Annotated in this window: 14 protein-coding genes and 1 pseudogene; 11 read left to right on the forward strand and 4 right to left on the reverse strand. The window is 44.1% G+C overall.

The window, feature by feature from the left end; all coding sequences use genetic code 11:
* The first annotated feature begins 2 nt into the window (after nucleotides 1-2).
* Nucleotides 3-866, forward strand: a complete 864-nt coding sequence (locus ACED60_RS17500; RefSeq protein WP_019820939.1) for a replication initiator protein A — start codon at nucleotides 3-5, stop codon at nucleotides 864-866.
* A 564-nt stretch (nucleotides 867-1,430) separates the two neighbouring features.
* On the opposite strand, the pseudogene ACED60_RS17505 reads toward ACED60_RS17500, so the two are convergent.
* Both ACED60_RS17505 and ACED60_RS17510 read right to left on the reverse strand, forming a co-directional pair.
* Nucleotides 1,431-1,778: pseudogene (locus ACED60_RS17505) on the reverse strand (transposase zinc-binding domain-containing protein); the annotation flags it as partial.
* Nucleotides 1,779-2,027: 249 nt separating this feature from the next.
* The gene (locus tag ACED60_RS17510; protein ID WP_019821545.1) at nucleotides 2,028-2,333 is read right to left on the reverse strand and encodes a hypothetical protein; all 306 of its coding nucleotides are present in this window, start codon (nucleotides 2,331-2,333) and stop codon (nucleotides 2,028-2,030) included.
* Nucleotides 2,334-3,252: 919 nt separating this feature from the next.
* Between ACED60_RS17510 and mobH the strand changes: the two genes are divergently transcribed.
* From mobH to ACED60_RS17545, 7 genes are all read left to right on the forward strand, one after another.
* Nucleotides 3,253-5,163, forward strand: coding sequence for a MobH family relaxase (mobH, locus tag ACED60_RS17515; protein ID WP_371728073.1), 1,911 nt, complete (start codon nucleotides 3,253-3,255; stop codon nucleotides 5,161-5,163).
* 2 nt (nucleotides 5,164-5,165) lie between these two features.
* Nucleotides 5,166-5,696, forward strand: a complete 531-nt coding sequence (locus ACED60_RS17520) for an STY4526/YPO1902 family pathogenicity island replication protein (RefSeq protein WP_371728074.1) — start codon at nucleotides 5,166-5,168, stop codon at nucleotides 5,694-5,696.
* Nucleotides 5,686-6,345, forward strand: a complete 660-nt coding sequence (locus tag ACED60_RS17525) for a PFL_4669 family integrating conjugative element protein (protein WP_371728075.1) — start codon at nucleotides 5,686-5,688, stop codon at nucleotides 6,343-6,345. The genes ACED60_RS17520 and ACED60_RS17525 overlap by 11 nt, the downstream gene beginning before the upstream one ends.
* Entirely contained in the window at nucleotides 6,338-7,480 is a 1,143-nt protein-coding gene (locus ACED60_RS17530; protein ID WP_371728076.1) for a hypothetical protein, read from the forward strand. The genes ACED60_RS17525 and ACED60_RS17530 overlap by 8 nt, the downstream gene beginning before the upstream one ends.
* 837 nt (nucleotides 7,481-8,317) lie before the next feature.
* Nucleotides 8,318-8,590, forward strand: a complete 273-nt coding sequence (locus ACED60_RS17535) for a hypothetical protein (protein ID WP_019821550.1) — start codon at nucleotides 8,318-8,320, stop codon at nucleotides 8,588-8,590.
* 107 nt (nucleotides 8,591-8,697) lie between these two features.
* Nucleotides 8,698-9,669, forward strand: a complete 972-nt coding sequence (locus tag ACED60_RS17540; protein ID WP_371728077.1) for an Rpn family recombination-promoting nuclease/putative transposase — start codon at nucleotides 8,698-8,700, stop codon at nucleotides 9,667-9,669.
* Nucleotides 9,670-9,933: 264 nt separating this feature from the next.
* Nucleotides 9,934-10,149, forward strand: coding sequence for a hypothetical protein (locus ACED60_RS17545; protein ID WP_017110299.1), 216 nt, complete (start codon nucleotides 9,934-9,936; stop codon nucleotides 10,147-10,149).
* 372 nt (nucleotides 10,150-10,521) lie between these two features.
* Here the strand turns inward: ACED60_RS17545 and ACED60_RS17550 are convergent, their stop codons facing one another.
* Entirely contained in the window at nucleotides 10,522-11,160 is a 639-nt protein-coding gene (locus tag ACED60_RS17550; RefSeq protein ID WP_102305866.1) for a recombinase family protein, read from the reverse strand.
* A gap of 195 nt (nucleotides 11,161-11,355) precedes the next feature.
* On the opposite strand from ACED60_RS17550, the gene ACED60_RS17555 reads away from it, so the two are divergent.
* Together ACED60_RS17555 and ACED60_RS17560 are read left to right on the forward strand one after the other, a co-directional pair.
* Nucleotides 11,356-11,589, forward strand: coding sequence for a DinI-like family protein (locus ACED60_RS17555; protein WP_017110297.1), 234 nt, complete (start codon nucleotides 11,356-11,358; stop codon nucleotides 11,587-11,589).
* A gap of 299 nt (nucleotides 11,590-11,888) precedes the next feature.
* Nucleotides 11,889-12,143, forward strand: coding sequence for a hypothetical protein (locus ACED60_RS17560; protein ID WP_371728078.1), 255 nt, complete (start codon nucleotides 11,889-11,891; stop codon nucleotides 12,141-12,143).
* A 160-nt stretch (nucleotides 12,144-12,303) separates the two neighbouring features.
* On the opposite strand, the gene ACED60_RS17565 is transcribed toward ACED60_RS17560, so the two are convergent.
* Nucleotides 12,304-12,597: an HU family DNA-binding protein gene (locus ACED60_RS17565; protein WP_371728112.1), complete on the reverse strand. Its 294-nt coding sequence runs from the start codon at nucleotides 12,595-12,597 to the stop codon at nucleotides 12,304-12,306.
* Nucleotides 12,598-13,670: 1,073 nt separating this feature from the next.
* Here ACED60_RS17565 and ACED60_RS17570 point away from each other — a divergent pair.
* The gene (locus ACED60_RS17570) at nucleotides 13,671-13,829 is read left to right on the forward strand and encodes a Hok/Gef family protein (RefSeq protein ID WP_017110292.1); all 159 of its coding nucleotides are present in this window, start codon (nucleotides 13,671-13,673) and stop codon (nucleotides 13,827-13,829) included.
* The last annotated feature ends 67 nt before the right edge of the window (nucleotides 13,830-13,896 follow it).

The raw sequence follows: 13,896 nt of genomic DNA on the forward strand, positions 1-13,896 counted from the left end.
ATATGGCTAAAGATTTGATACCAACAGAACAATTAGAACTATTTGTCGCTAATATCATTGATGCGTCTCCAAAAGGGGAAACGCATTCTATGGAGTTTCCTTTGTTTAGCATTAGTTCTAAAGTCGATACTGATACATATCATTATCATAATAAAAAGACAGGTGCATCAATTGAGATAGTGCCAAATGATAAGGGTAGGGCAACGATACACGATAAAGATTTATTGTTGTATTGCTTCGGTCAAATAGCAGAGGCACAAAATAGAGGGCAAGCAGTCGGTCAAAAGATACATATTACACTGTATGATTTTCTAAAAAGTACGAATAAAAGTACTGACGGTAAATCCTATAAAGCGGTACTAGAAAGTTTAAAGCGTTTAGCAGGCACAACCGTTTATACCACTACACATAATAATGGTTTAAAGAGGGATAAAGGTTTTAGCTTCGTTAGTGACTACGACTTAATCACTGACGAAAAAACAGGTCGAATGAAATATGTAGAGCTTATTTTACCTTCTATTTTGTTTGATGCCGTAAGTAACAATCAGATCTTAACTTATGCGCCCCAATATTTTTCTTTAAGATCACCATACGATAGACGATTGTACGAACTCTGCAGGAAACATTGTGGAAATCAATCGAAATGGGAGATAGGGTTAGAAAATCTCTATAATAAATTCGGGGTTAAATCTCCCTTACGAGAATTTAGGCGAAAAATAAAAGAGATTGATAAGAAACAGTCCATTCCTGATTATGTCGTGACCTATTCAACAGCAAAAGAAACAAAAACAGTTGAAAAAATAATTGTTTATAAAGACAAAGAAGGAAGTATAAAAGAAGAATATAAAAGGTTTAAAAACACTTAAAACTCGGGGTTTTAACCACACGCTCCAAAAACAGATGCTATTTTGAACAAAAACTTCGAGGTTTTAAACACATAATTTAGAAAACATACGCTTTAACACTTATGAAAAATACAAAGTGACTAATAACATACCGTATATTTTTAAGTTTTGTTTTTATTGTTGGTGTTCGGGGTTTTGACCACAAAATAAACTGTGCATAACCTGTTAACAATAGGTGCGTAAGTCATTAATTGACTCGTGGTTTGAAACACAGTACGAACGTGGTTGTGAACACGCACCATCGTGGTTGTAAACACGCCACTAAACACGCGCCATCGTGGTTTAGAACACAATCCATCGAGGTTCTGAACACAAAATGACTCGGAAAGCCCCGTTATACAAGGTCTTAGGGAAACGTAACCTTTTAACTGATTAACTATATTACTAACTCTTTATAACGGATTTTTTCAAATTAGAAACTATTTAACTATTATTAAACCACTTTTAATAATCAAATAATCTTAAAAAACTTGTGAGACCAATCGAAAGGCGAGTACCCGTTAAAAAACGCCTATATCAGCATCAATTATTACAAAAGATTGGCCACAACGTGTGTGGGAGCGTCAACGTAACGTGTTGATATTCACACTCAGGAAAGACATGTTGTTACTTTCGTATCCACCGCTCTGTGGCTTTTATGCCACAACTGCTGCAAAAGCGAGATTTACACGTCTGGTGAATGTATTTTTGATGGGTACAGTTGACTTGGCTGTATCGATAATCTTTAGATCCAAAAGTAACGGTACTGCAAGCGAGCATCTTAGTGACGTTTTCAATGACGACGGTTCGGAGGGTTTCTCGGTACTTATTGAGGTAGTTCAACCAAGTATCGTTGGCATTGAAGAGTTGTTTGATGGGCTTATTCGGATGCATGACTGATAGGATAAACGATTCATGCAAAGCGACCTAGCAGGTTGAGTCTCTTTGTTTTCGGCCGTAGGCCGCTAAGGCGACAACGTCGCCGGCTCAACGTGGATGAATGTTAACTACGTATGGAGTTGTGAAAGTAAGTACCCGTGTAGGCACGGGGGGATCTTTAATTATAGAGTAAACCAAACTACACACGACAGACTAATTAACTAAATTTTTTTGTTAGTCTAAAGTCCATTCGAGAATCGATATTTAAGACAATAACTTTCGTATCGCAGGAAGATAAACGGACTTCTCTTTGTTACTTTGCTTTAATAAATTGATTATTTCTTGTTCAATTTCCGATAAATACTGATCTTCTGAATAGATCTGAAGAAGTTGATTAGCATCAATTCCTAAGAGAGAACATAGACCTCCTAAATTCTCAACAGAAATTTTCCCTGTTTTAGCCCATCTTCCTACTAATGATCTAGAAACATTAAGATTCTTCGCTATTTCATAGTTACTCAATCCACTTTTATTGATTGTTTCAACTATTGCTAATTCTATCTTTGTCATGCCTGGCAACTTATATCATTTAATAGTCTTGATCTTAATCCTATTTTTGGTTACTAATAAGTTCCACAATTAGAACTAAACAGTTAAATATATTGAACGCATGGTTAAACAGTAATAGTATGGGTTCTGGCTCTTTAAAAACCCACTCATGCACTACACCCCGACACCAAATTTAGTGCGCGCATCCCACTGCGCACTATTGCGAGCCCCTACTGCTCTGGGGCTCGCACCTTATTCTTGTGCTCTTATGTGACAATAGTTCCAATTCAAACATTTACCTAATACCAATGAAGAGGGACGTCTTTCCCCTCTGTGATGCTTAGTCAATCGCCTATTGGTCCAGATGAACATGACTCATAACCACATCAATATTGAATCAACAAGCGGTGTCCTGCCTTCTCAATTTCCCACCCAAGAGGTTGATCTCTTCGTTCAACTTTTATACAGTGATTAACGTCTGCCACTGCGCAGTCAAGCACACGGGGTTCACCCCCCTTAAATGGCTCTCTGAAACGTGTCGCGGCTTTTTCCAAGTTCAAACGGAAAAAGTGAAAGCATACTTAACTGCCCTTAGCCTACATCGCTTCGGTGCTATCAAACCCGACGAGCTTAGCGCTCGACTTAGCGTCATACACAATTCGTGCTGTGTCGCCTACCAATATCCAGAGTACAGGGCTATCACGCCTTGATTTTTTCGTCTCTGTTACTTTTATTTCGTGCATGAAATGGGTTCAAACCTAGGGGGCAGTGTTTCTGCCTCTAATTGAAACAGGTTTTTGAGCTGTGTTTCAGTGCAATGAAATGACATTATTTATGTTTATTTATACAGTGATTTTGTTTTTTTATGCAATAAGGCGCCTTTTTTGCTGTATTTATATACAGTATAATTTTATTTTGGGAGTCAAAAAGGTAGGGTAGGATGTTTAAATATATTAAACGGTTCATTGATTGGCTTTACGAGGATGAACAACACAATCAATCCGATGTCTCTACCTCTGGTACGCTGAGCGCTCCAGAGGGTTTTGTGTTGCCTGCGACTCGGGCTGAGCTTGAACACGACGAGATTATCCAGGACAAACTCCGTGTCTTAAAACGCAGCGGCCTTGCGCTGCCGTTTGAGGTGTGGCCTGAGTTTGTCGTCGATACGGTCGTGAACTACGCCATGTGGTGTCAAGATATCCCTGCTTCAGAAAGTTATCACCACACCGGTAAACGCGGTTTACTGCTTCACAGTCTCGATGTGGCCATTTACGCCATGCGTCTGCGCCGTAATGCGATATTACCGCCCAACACCCCACCAGAAGAGGTTATCCATCGTGAAATTGTGTGGGTCTATGGCGTGTTTTTATGCGCGCTGCTGCACGACTCAGGCAAGATCAATGATGTGGACATCGAATTGCATCAAGAAGGTGGGGAGGGGGAGCGTTGGAGTCCAGTGATGGGCGCCATCACCAGACCGTACCGCTGCCGATACCACAAAGCACGCCAGTATTCGACGCACCAATATATGGGCCATACCCTACTGACTCAATTGTTAAGCTCTGATGCCATGCTGGCTATCTCCAGCGACAAAGCCTTGTTTCATACCATGGTTGAGTACCTATCAGGTCATAAGAACCCGGACAATGTCATTGAGCAAATCGTCACGCAAGCGGACGCGGCCAGCGTCGCGCAAGACTTGGGCGCCGACAAAGAGGGGATTAATCTCGCCGCTGAGCAAGCGCGCGGAGCGACGGTGTCCCTAGCGGGACAACTCAAGTTGACTTTATCGCACCTTCTGCAAAGCGCGACCATCCCACTGAACAAAAAAGGCGCCGAAGGTTTTGTGGAGGGGGAGCTTCTTTACTTGATGAGTAAGCCCATCGCTGACCGTCTACGCAGCACGCTGCTTGAGCGTGGCATCACCTCCGTCCCATCGGATAATTCCCGTTTGTTTAACGAGCTGCAGCAACATCAACTCATTCGACCTAACGCTGACGACCTGGCGATTTGGAAGTGTGAGGTGCTGCTTTCTGAGTTTGACTGGCGTCAAACCTTTACCTTTATCTGTGTGCATTGGCCGACATTCGCCCCAGAAGCAGAGCTGGAGAGCCTGGTGGGACACATTCTTCCTGTTGAGGTAGACGTTGAGGGAGAAGCGACACCTACTCAACCTCAGTCAATCGTGCCTGAGGATGAAGACGCGCCTATGGCAGACACCACTTATCTTGAAGCGCCCCTCAACAATGACGCCATCAGTGATGACCTCATGGCTTTCATGCAGCCCGCTATGACGCAGGCTACATCGCCCATCGAGCAAGAGGATGAAGACCCAGAAGCGATACCTCCTACAGCAATAGAGCCCGCAGCGCCGGTGGATGAGGTCGAAGCCGCGTTGGAAGCGTTAAACGCTGAGCCTGTATCTGTGCCTGAGTCCAGCGAGCCTCACGCTCTCCTGCAGAAGATAGATTTAAGGGAGACCCACGGCGAAGACTTGGGCCGTGCTTTCTATGAATGGTTAGATTCAGTCCTTAAAGGCGGCGTGCACCCGGTGAACCGTCAAGACGCGTTATTCCATCGCCTTGAACAAGGTTTGTTTGTGGTCTCGCCTGGCGCCTTTCGTACTTTCATCGATGAGCGTTGCCAGTACGCCAAAGCCAACAGTTACAGCGAAGTTCAACAAGGGTTGCAACCTCTAAAGCGTCATATCGTCACCAAAGAGGCGCGTAACGTACACAAAGCGCGCATTCAAGATTCCAATCAAGCGCTGAACGGCTTTTTGTTTCCTTTGACCGAAGCGTGGGAAACTCGCTACGCGGTCAATCCACTTGTGATGTTGGAGGGGGTGTGAGCATGAAAAAAGATGATCTTACCAGTGAAGTGTGTCAGGTCGTGATCACTAAACTGGCTTACTTGGCCGTCTCTGGTCAAGAGGAGGTGCTAAAAGCCATTGGAGTGAGTGATGCGCAGATTTCTAGATTAGAGCGCCTTTCGTATCGCGAGCTGGATGGTTGGATTAGACAGCGCAAAGGCGCACTTGATATCACACCGTTGATGCAGGCGTTATTTTCTGATGCAGAGCCGCCAGAAGAGCATAAAACGTTTTTATTACATGGTGCGAACAACAAAATGATGATGCATTTTTTCGGGGTTCGAGCCGAAGAGTGCTGTGCCTTTCGAGATAAATTATCCATTGATAAATCATATCGAGGTCGAAGCATTTCCCATAAACAACACAGTGCCGTATGCAAAGCGCTGATGGAGCAAGGGGATTACCGTCAAATCAGTGCAGAGGCACTGTTACAGATAGCGAGGACGTACCAAGTCAGTTTGGGCGCGTTATGGAAAGAACTAGAAAAGTGGGATAAAGAGCATGAGCAATAAAAAGCAGCAAAGCAATAAAATGGGCGGCTTGGTGGCCAGCGCCGAAGTGCAATTGCACAGCGTCGAAACCGTCAAACTGTGGAATCCATCGAAACGGAGCAAAGCCCCCGGTGTTGGGTTGTTTTTTCAACGTCTCTCGACACTGGAGCATGCGGCGCGCCATGACGATCCCTACGCGGATTTTGCCCTGCTTGAAATCGAGCGCGCCATCAATGCGGCGTTTACTCTGTGCCAATCCACGCTCGATGTACTCCCTCAGCGCAATAGCTCTCGCATTTTGTATCATGAGACCTTGAGTCGCGCGCCGGTGAAAAAGTCGGTATCGGTCAAGACGCGCTTTGGTTGGCGCCTGCTGGCGCTGTTAGAGCAATTTGATATTGCCATGGTGCAGCTCTCAGATGCGCACTTTAAAGCGCAGATGACCCGCAGTGATTTTGAACAACATCGCCTTGCGTGCTTGAAAGCCCTGCGTGGGATCATTTCAATGAGCGTCACCTTTCAGCATTCGGGGGTGACCCGACAAGATGTGACGGACAACAATGCGAAAGCGCAAGCGGCTCAGGCTAAGCTCGGCGCTATCCCTTTTGAAGTCCTTGAAGGGGTCGAGCGCGCGGAGTTTGCGCCTGTGATTAAGGTCTCTCATGGCTAAACGAACCGTGTTTCAGGGGGCGCCAGAGCCCCTAACGGCTAAGCCAAGCACGGTCTCTTTTGCAGTGGAGCAAGGCGCGCCTTATCACCCCGATGAAGCGTATCAAGTCTTGTCGGGCGAGAGACTCGCGCCAGAGGAAGAGCAAACATTGCAAGATAAGGCTAATGAATATGAAGAGCAGCGATATGCGCGCGAAAGCAAGCGTTCACGAAAGCGCTCTGAGCTCTTGGTCGAACTCGAAAAAGCCAAGCAAACCCCAATGGGCAAGGCCACCCAACCGCTCTCGGATTATGAAGCGGCTTTGGTTGCGTTCCATCATCGCCCTGAGTATGCGCTTGAGCGCTGGAAGAAAAGTGGCAAACCGCCTAAGCTCCCAGCGGGTCTAGCGGATGTCTTTCGTGCGGTGTTAAAACACGGCGCTCGGGCTAATGGTGGACTCTACTACCAGTTGCAGCGTCAAGGCAGCACGGTGTTGTATCGTAAAGATGCGGCGCAAACCTTCGATCACTTAGTGCTCTATATGATTTGCAACACTTGTCTCAGCACGCGTTCGTTCTCACTAAGAGGCACCCAGTCACAGATTGGCGAAGTGATTGGTAAAAGCCAATCCACGGTCTCTCGTTGGTTCTCCTTACTGATCAAGTGTGGGTTGCTTCGTCATGCCTTTATTGGGGATAACCTGGCGACCGACCCACGTGGTGGCCTGGTGCACGACAAAACAGATGGGCAAAAGCGTAATCTCAACAACGTTTATGTCTTAACGGATGACTTCGGGACTTTAGTTGGCGGAGAAACCGCTGGAAAGAAACTTTGCCAAGAATTTGAAGCAGCGGATAAGCGGGCGATTCAAGAGGGGGCAGGGAGCCTACCTGCACGCTTGGCCATACTGCGTAATACACTATGGGAAGGCACCATTGAGCGTCGTAATCAGGCGATTGGGGCAGCCAGTACCAAACAGAAAGTTCAACAAACCAATGATCGCTCACGAGCGTTGAGCCTCGTTGTTAAAAAAATGCTCGATGAAGGGTTAGACAGAATACTGAGTAAGCAAGAGTTCGAGGTGACAGCGAATACCCGCCTTAAACATTTGGGCTTCTCTCCTACCGCTTCACCGCCCGAGACCCTCGCGGCTTAATCTCCCTTCTTTTTCATCTTTTTGCTTCTTCGAAGCGGCTTTAGTACATCCCTCTACCCACTTAATTTGACCTTCATCACGCTCTATTAGTTAGATTTTACCTCTATTGTTTCTCTTTTCGACTGATTTTCAGTCTGCGGTGGATAAAATTCTCCGATGGGGAGCGTTTTGCTGGCTTTGTACGTTATCCACACAAAATGGATACTAACTATTGAGATATATAGATACTACGACGGTGAAAAGTAGATACCCCATTTTATAACTTACATTCGATACTTTTCTTTCTATTACTAATTTTAAAAATCTGTGGATAGAGTGGATAAATCAAAGAGCCTTAAACTACCTCCCATTCTTATCGTATCAAGTCTCTCGATAAACTCACCTTCAGACGATATCACGATAAGAACGGGCCCCACTTCCACTGATCCTCCGGTAGCACAGCGATACACTCCGAAGACGCGTTAATATCACCGCCTTATCTTACTCGCTACGCTCGCGCATTCTGGCAAGGCGAGGGGCAAGATTTAAGCCATGGTGACTGACAGTGCGACCTTTTTTATGAAAAGCGCAGCGGTCAATATTTTTTCGCTTTGCTCATTCTGTATGTCGTCGCGCGCTCCTCCATGGCTCTACCTAGCGAGCGTTATGGGATTATAGATGAGTCTGAAATATGAAGAGGTTTACTTAAAAGCTTACACGACACATTGTGAAGCCGAACTTGAAATCGGCAACTACATGATGTTTTATTATGGATATTAATTCCGCATGACGTCGTACTTTCACAATAAGTTGGCTTTCCCCATTACAATGTGTCATTCATATGAAAAAGGAAAAACGATGCGAAAAACTAACATGGCGTTGTTAGAGAATCCTTTCAGGGAGTTGTTAACAGAGCTTGTAAGCTCTGCAGAATTTGAAGCTGATATTCAGGGCTTAAACGGTAGTGAGAAAGATGTTTTTGTTGTTGAATATATAAAGGGTTTTACAATTGAGGAAGATATATACCTTAAATGCCCTACATGTAAGAGTACTTCCGTGAGGGAATCCGTGACAGAAGCACCGGGTAACTGGATTTGCCTTGATTGTAGAACTCAATGGATTATAGAATGACGAATGTTTATGAAGGTTGCACAGTGTCGTTGTCTAGCGTTGTTAGATATTACATAGAGAAAGAATAAAAGTAAGTGTGTATATGCATTGAGTGTTAAGATAATGACATGAAAAAAACAACGCCAACCCCACATGATGCGCTTTTTAAGCAGTTTATGACGCATCCAGAAACCGCTAAGGACTTACTGGATATTCACCTGCCAGCTGAGCTGCGTGACATCTGTGATTTGACGACGCTCAAGCTCGAATCTGGCAGCTTCATTGAAGAAAGCCTGCGTCCTTACTATTCGGATGTGCTCTATTCTCTCAAAACCTCTCAGGGAGAAGGGTACGTCTACGCGTTAATCGAACACCAAAGTCGGCCAGATAAGCACATGGCGTTCAGGCTGATGCGCTACGCTATCGCCGCCATGCAGCAGCATATCGATGCTGGCCATGAATATTTACCTTTGGTGATACCATTGCAGTTTTACCATGGCAAAATATCGCCTTATCCCTATGCCATGAATTGGTTAAAAGGCTTTGCTAATCCAGACCAGGCTAAAGCGCTTTATACTCAAGACTTTCCATTGGTCGATGTCACGGTCATATCCGACGATGAAATAATGCAGCATCGCCGTATCGCCTTGCTTGAGCTGGTACAAAAGCACGCGAGACATCGAGATATCATGGATTTCCTTGAGCCTCTGGTCACATTGCTCTTAACCGATTACACTACAGACAAGCAAGTACAGTCATTGATGAGCTATTTACTCCAAGTGGGTGAAACGAACAATCTAGAGGCGTTGATCACGTCGCTGGCCTCATCAGTACCGAAACACGAGGACACACTTATGACGATTGCAGAGCAATTACGCCAACAAGGCGAACAACGTGGCATTCAACGTGGCCGCCAAGAGGGCATCCAAGAAGGACGCCAGGAAGGACGCCAGGAAGGTATTCAGCTAGGCGAGCAACGCGGCCGCCAAGAGACACTCAATGAAATGGCGCGGAAGATGATGCTTAATGGGATGGACCAACAAGCCATTATGGACGTGACTGGATTGAGTAAAGACGAACTCGCCCAACTTTCTCACTAGTCTAGAGAGATAACGTATCAGCCTTGCCCGTTTAAAGGTAAGGCTAACTTCCGTTTCACTCAGCTCTCATTTTTTGACAACACCACCATTCGTTGTTTTTTTGAACCTTACCTTTCTCAAAATCAGGTACAAACGGTATTAAGCCGTTTGTAGTCCTAAGTCTTTAGTCAAACATATTTACGGAATAGTTTCCATTAGTCAAAATACTTTACTAAAATAAATGCTTTGGTCAAACATTTTGACTAATCAGTTCGGAGGTCTCTCATGAGTTTTGTACCAGACTATAAACTCTCAGAACTCAGTAAAATGGCTGGGTTTGACACTGTTGACGAATTGGCCAGGTACGCATCTACAACGCGCCAGAACCTAGATAATTGGAACAAGTCCCAATCAAAGCAGGGTTTTCTTCGAGTTGTGATCATGGGAGCCAAGGTTTTGAAGGCTCAAGACCTTAAGCGCCGAGTGACTATGTCTAGCTAACAAATAATAAACATCGCCCTATCTAGGCGGTCACTTGTCAATCAAACACCTTCAGCAATAGGTGGTTATATTGTTTCGTCCCTCCTCGAACATTGAAGTTATCCGTCCCACACCCCCTGACTTCATTCTTTTTAGTGGCTTTTTGTGGTGTACGTTTTGCCTTCTGCACACGACTGCAAAGCGGGCAACCGATCTTTTTTACCGTGGCCAGAAAATTATTGGGTGTTGTATGGAAGGGTCCGTGCTCTGGGCATAATATTTCGACAGGGGTAGAACGATTGACGTACTTCATTTTCGAAAAATCGTACCGCTCACCGTACTTTAGTTTTGCTTTTTGGATAAAGAGGTTTTCTCGATCTTGTCGTGATGGTCTTAACATAGCGTCTTGTTGTTTTTTATTAATTTAGAAACTTTGGAAATAGTGTGTCTGGAGCAACCTATAAGCGTTTCAATCTGGCTGTAGCTTTTGCCTTCTCGAAGCAGGCCTTCTATCTTTTGGTGCAATTTGACATTAACCGGTCGACCTTTGTATTTCCCTTCTTTTTTCGCTCGTTGTACGCCTTGCGCTTGGCGTCGACGTCTATCTTCATAATCTTTTCTTGCGACAGCGGCAAGCATATCGAGCATCATGCTGTTGAGTGCAGCAAGCATTCGTTCTGTAAACTCATCGGTGGTCTTCATGAATTGATGACTCGTCGGTAGGTCTAATGCCACCACCTTTAGCCCTTTATTGGCGATGATGTTTTTCAGTTGCTCCCAATCTTTGGTGTTCAAACGACTAATTCGGTCTACCTGCTCAACTAGGATGATATCACCGGCCATGGCGACATCGAGTAGTCGAAATAACTCAGGACGATGTAATTGAGCGCCAGATTCATTTTCTTCAAACCAGCACGCGATCGGGAACCCCATTTTGTCTGCAAAGTCAATAAGGTCATTTTTTGCTCGTGAAGCATCTTGCTCGTCGGTCGATGCTCTTAGGTAACCATAAATTCGTATATTACTGTTCATTGGTGCATTTTACATTGGTTTAGTTATGTTGGTGCATTATACATCTATTTTTGCTATTTACAGCACTAAAATAACCTGGTGCATTAAAGGTGTACCTAAAGGAAACCATCTTTAAATGAATTGACAATACTCGCTTGTCCTCATACTGTTGATTTAAACAGTGTTGTGATGTGATTGAATATAAGGTAGGCAAAAATGCGTGTTGAAATGATGGTCGATGAAAAAGTATTACCGAAAGGCGGGTTAGGAAAAATAACCGAGGAGCTAGAGCGTCGTTTAAAGCCTCTTTATCCTGATGCTCGGATACGAGTTCGTAAAGGGACGAATAATAACTTAGAAGTGTACTCCAGGGATAAAGATGAGAAGAAGAGAGTAAATAAGGTGATCGAGCAAGCGTTCAATGAAGCTGATGAATGGCTGCTTGTATGATTAATGAAGAGGGTATAGGTTTGAAATTGTGCTCTCTTTTTGACTTTGAGTCGCTTGGTGGTCACACACTGTGCTCTCGGAATTTAGATGATAATTTACTGCATTACGTATTAGAACAATCAAAGCCTAAGATCAATTTTTTATCATTTATTTAAAGTATGCTATATGGGAGGTTGGGATTTCTCTCATATCTAACCTTTAAATTACGGTTGGATAGCCGTTGGATTTCATAATCATTAGTTTCACTATAACAAAGTGAATAATCGGAAAGAGCGTTATGTTTTTAAAGGAAAAATCAAATGGAACAGTTACTCGAAGCTTTAGAATGTTGGGCTAGACGTCCAACATGGTTTAGCCCCCATCCAAGTGATCAGCAAAACTTAAGAAAGGCGGTGTTAAATATTAAGAAATTGCCTTTTACTCCTTCAGTTGAAGATATTTATGCTTCAATTCTTCATCATGTCCAAGATGCACCTGTTATGTTGGGTACTCCCTCTAATATCGAAGGTGAAGTTATGAAATTTGCAAAGAAAATTGCGGTGAAGCTAGAGTAAGTTATTTGTCGAAATAGAAGCGGAGCTAGGTAATTTAGAGGATTGGGTTATTGCTAAGCCAGTTTATGAGTAAGATTAGCCTAAAACGTTGTTAATTACGCCGCTTACGATTTTAAGCCTCACTAAAATCATCAATATTCTGGTGAGGCTTAGTAAAGTGTTATGGATTCAACACTTCTTTCAGCGCTTTACCTGCTTTAAATGTTGGGCTTTTTGATGCGGCAATTTGAATGGTTTCGCCCGTTCTAGGATTGCGGCCTTCACGCGCTGCTCGATGGGCGATTTTGAATGTGCCAAAATCAACCAAAGTCACGTCATCACCATCGGCGAGTGTTGTGGTAATGCCTTCGATGATGGCTTTCAGTGCGGCATCGGCTTCTTTTTTTGTGATATCGACTTCTTCTGCGATATGATCCACTAATTCTTTACGGTTCATCTCTTTTCCTTGTTTTATGGTTTCTTTTTCTTCTTCATCCCACTTGCCAGTCGCATAGCGAAAGGCGAGAGGCTTATCGACAACGTCGCTAATTTCTATTTTAAACGTATTTTCGGTTGCTTGTCCGGTAGCGCTGGTTTTGGCTGCGGTTAAAGAGCGCATGTACACGGTTTCGGACTTGAGCGTATTTCTTTCTTTATCCAAATAACGGATATTAAAGACCGCCATCCCCCCTCCTGTTATATAAATGTCAAAAGTGTCATGAAGAGTCGCTATGTTTCAACTAAGGCGGCGAAAGTGAGCATTATAACCTCATTTTTGAGTCGTCTAGCCAGCCCATCACATTGTTTTATCTTATGTTATACTAAGACTGTTGTAGTTGAATACTGACTGCACAGTATTAAGCACACGGGGTTAACCCCCCTTAAATGGCTCTCTGAAACGTGTCGCGGCTTCTTTTTAAAGAAGTGAAAGCATACTTAACTGCTCAGGCTCTGCGCCTGTTCATTCAACTGCTTGATTTTATATCAATTCAATATGGCCACTGCGTCATTATACTGCTCTGATTTCTAAGGGCTAAATTCTACTTTGTGACAGCCTGTTGCAAGCACATAACCTTACTTGATGCCCAGGTTCTGAGGGGGACCATTGCGTCAAAAGACTTAACTTAAGGAGTGAACCTTTATCTTTAGCACTACCAGTCAGCGTGCAAGCTGGCGAGCCTAAATCATGCTTGAATGATTAATTCGTGGGGTAACTACGTCGCCGTAAGGCGTAAACTTACGATGTACAAAGGGCATTCATTTGAAGCACAAATGAATGCCCTTTGTCGTTTTTGACAAGCTTGATATCAATGGTGAAAGTGGGGGGGCTGGAAACAAACGTTCTTGATTTGAAAGGCTTGTGGTAGAATTTGTTTGGGCGCTCTTGGCTTATTTGCCATGAGTGACTGACTTTTATGTTTGCTTGTGGCAGATAAACAAAAGCCCCGTTATCCGGTTACTGTTGACGCAGTAACTTTCATTTAACGAGGCCTAAGTGATGATCCACAAACTCATTGTAGAGCCTCTTTACTGTGGAGGCAACAAAATATGCCGAAAAATAAAACAGCACTCGCAGGACTTATTGTCCTGTGCTTTACGTTCTTGTGTAGCTTATGGTTAGTTCGAGACTCACTCTGTGAGGTTCGCTACCAGGATGGTGGCACAAGTTTTCTGGCTCAATTTGTTGTCTACGAAGCAGTAAGGTAGAGCTGGGCAGGAGGGGGTAAAACCCCTCCTGATTCAGTTTTGTGAAGCATGGTCTAAGAGCGCCCTT

Origin of the sequence: Vibrio sp. 1F279 (assembly GCF_041439815.1) — a bacterium.
Lineage (GTDB): Bacteria > Pseudomonadota > Gammaproteobacteria > Enterobacterales > Vibrionaceae > Vibrio > Vibrio tasmaniensis_A.